Source organism: Aneurinibacillus sp. UBA3580, from assembly GCF_002375825.1.
GTDB classification, from domain to species: domain Bacteria; phylum Bacillota; class Bacilli; order Aneurinibacillales; family Aneurinibacillaceae; genus Aneurinibacillus; species Aneurinibacillus danicus.
The window spans coordinates 1-2,912 of the sequence record NZ_DFMZ01000127.1; the positions used below are offsets into that span (position 1 = coordinate 1).

The window sequence follows — 2,912 nt, forward strand, 5'->3', positions numbered from 1 at the left end:
AACCGCTCTTCCCAGTTCATTTTCACCTGCGTGAACAAAAATGGCCACTTTTTTCATATTCATCTCTCCTCGTTTTTTTATCTTTTTATTACTGGATATATCAAATGCTTACCGGTATACTTGGGTTAAAGAAGTCCAGTTTATATAAAGAGGTGAGTGGAGATGTACGCACGTGTAGTCAATGGCATTCATGAGTTAATTGGCGAAACGCCTGTCGTCAAGCTGCGCCGGTTGACCGGTCGGGACGATGCGGATGTATATGTCAAATTAGAAAAATTCAATCCGAGCGGCAGTGTCAAAGACCGGGCCGCCTATAATATGATCGTGGAAGCGGAGAAAGCAGGGCATCTGAAGGAAGGATCGACCATTATTGAACCGACCAGCGGGAATACGGGGATTGGGCTTGCGATGAATGCGGCCGCACGCGGCTATCGCTGTATTCTGGTCATGCCGGATAATATGACCAAAGAACGCATTAGCATCCTCAAAGCATATGGCGCAGAGGTGGTACTAACGCCTGCGGAAGAGAAGATGCCAGGCTCTATTCGCAAGGCGAAAGAGCTGGCTGAAAGCATCCCAGGCAGCTTCATTCCGATGCAATTTGAAAATGAGTCGAATCCTGATATTCATCGAAAAACAACGGCGCCGGAGATTTTGCGTCAGATGGAAAACCGGTTGGATGCGTTTGTCGCGACATCCGGTACGGGTGGCACAATTACAGGAACCGGAGAGGTGCTGAAAGAACATCTGCCGAATCTGCGGATTATAGTCGTAGAGCCGAAAGGATCGCCGGTGCTATCCGGCGGAAAGCCGGGACCGCATAAGCTCGTTGGAACAAGTCCAGGCTTTATTCCTGAGATTTTGAACCAGGATGTATATGACGAGATTATGCAGTGTGAGGATGAGGATGCACTGCGCACCGTGCGGGACTTAGCGGCGAAAGAAGGCATTCTTGTCGGCCCGTCCGCAGGCGGAGCCGTGTATGCGGCATTGCAGGAAGCAAAGAAGCAGGGAAAAGGCAAGCGGGTGCTGGCCATTGCAGCCGATTCGGGCGAGCGATATTTGAGCATGGATATTTTCGGATAATAAAGAAGGGCAGCCGATTCGCTGTCCTTCTTCTGTTTTCGAGGTGCCGACCGGCAGACTATCCGCCCGCTCAAGCGCAAGCGTCAGGCAGGGATGCAGGTTGACCAGTATATCTTGTTCTAATTGAGATAACCGGTGCTTCTTCAACTGCAGAGTAATGTTCGTTTTTAGGGTATTTTTTTTCTATTTTTAGCCATAAATTTGTTTTTTTTATGATATTCCCGTATATTTTTCTTCAATTATGAAAACATCTCTTTTCTTTTGCGAAAATTAGGTGTAGGATAAAAACAAAGTTTTTAACTCAACCAAGGAGTGAAGAGAGATGTTGAAACAGGCACAGCGCGCTTATAACTTTAATGCAGGTCCTTCGGCACTGCCGCTTGCCGTTCTGGAGAAAGCGCAGCGCGAACTCGTCGATTTCCAGGGAACCGGCATGTCGGTCATGGAATTGAGCCATCGCAGCGCTGCATATGAGCAAGTGCATAATCAGGCGATTGCTTCTTTAAAAGAGTTAATGAACATCCCGGAAGAGTACCATGTACTGTTTCTGCAGGGAGGGGCAAGCACCCAATTTGCAATGATTCCGCTGAATTTTCTTTCTCAAGGCCAAAAAGCGGGCTATATTATGACCGGTTCCTGGTCGGAGAAGGCGCTTAAGGAAGCGAAGATGGTGGGTGATACGTATACGGTCGCATCCACAAAAGAAACGAATTACAACCGCATTCCGGCGCTCGATGAGCTGGTCTATGAAGAAAATACGGCATATGTCCATCTGACATCCAATAATACCATCTTCGGTACGGAGTGGTCCGAGTTCCCGGATACGGGCGATATCCCGCTCATTGCTGATATGTCAAGTGATATTTTGTCCTACGGCTTTGACGTCAGCAAGTTTGCGCTCATCTATGCGGGCGCGCAGAAAAATCTCGGTCCTTCTGGCGTGACGGTAGTCATTTTGCGTCCGGATATGCTGGAGCGTGCGAATACGAACAACGTGCCGACGATGCTGCGCTATGATACGCATGTGAAAAACAACTCCCTGTACAACACGCCACCGACATTCGGCATCTACATGCTCGGCCTTGTGCTCGAATGGGTGAAAGAGCAGGGAGGCCTTGCCGCCATTGAGAACATGAACAAAGAAAAAGCGGCACTTATCTATGATGTTATTGATCAAAGCGGAGGTTTCTACAAGGGACATGCCCAAAAAGACAGCCGTTCCCTGATGAATATTACATTCCGTCTCGCATCGGAAGATCTGGAGAAACAGTTCCTTGCTGAGGCGAAGCAGGCCGGATTCGTCGGGCTGAACGGTCACCGTTCCGTAGGCGGTTGCCGCGCATCTACGTACAATGCGGTGCCGTATGAAAGCTGTAAAGCACTCAGCGAGTTCATGATTGAGTTCCAGAGGAAAAACGGATAACGAAATAAGAAAAACTCGCGGGGGGTACCGATCTTTCCCTTCGGGCCACACGCTCCACAGGGAAAAAGCAACGGTCGACACACGCCTCGCGAGCGTTTTTTTCATCAGCTTCTTTTGTTCTGGGAATGATTGGGTTTTTGCGGTAATTCCGGGCAGGTTCGGCGACATAACCGTCCGCCATTTCTTTTTCGCCTGTCGCATAGAAACCTGTCAGCTTATCTCATAAGCATTTGTCAGGTGATAGCGGAGTCATGGGGGGTTCCTGAGCAGTTTTCCCCGGCTGCTTTTCGTTTGCAACCCCGACATGAAAATGTGAGGAAGGTCGGCTGACTTTTGCGGTACGAAGGGAAAGAGAGAAGAGAACGAGGAGAGGATTTCAATGGGGAAAAAGGCGAACGCCTTT

At 49.0% G+C, this 2,912-nt stretch carries 2 protein-coding genes; both read left to right on the forward strand.

The window, feature by feature from the left end; translation table 11 throughout:
- Nucleotides 1-162 precede the first annotated feature (162 nt).
- The gene (cysK, locus tag B2899_RS17175) at nucleotides 163-1,086 is read left to right on the forward strand and encodes a cysteine synthase A (protein ID WP_146809295.1); all 924 of its coding nucleotides are present in this window, start codon (nucleotides 163-165) and stop codon (nucleotides 1,084-1,086) included.
- A 322-nt stretch (nucleotides 1,087-1,408) separates the two neighbouring features.
- Entirely contained in the window at nucleotides 1,409-2,509 is a 1,101-nt protein-coding gene (gene serC, locus B2899_RS17180) for a 3-phosphoserine/phosphohydroxythreonine transaminase (RefSeq protein WP_286887354.1), read from the forward strand.
- The last annotated feature ends 403 nt before the right edge of the window (nucleotides 2,510-2,912 follow it).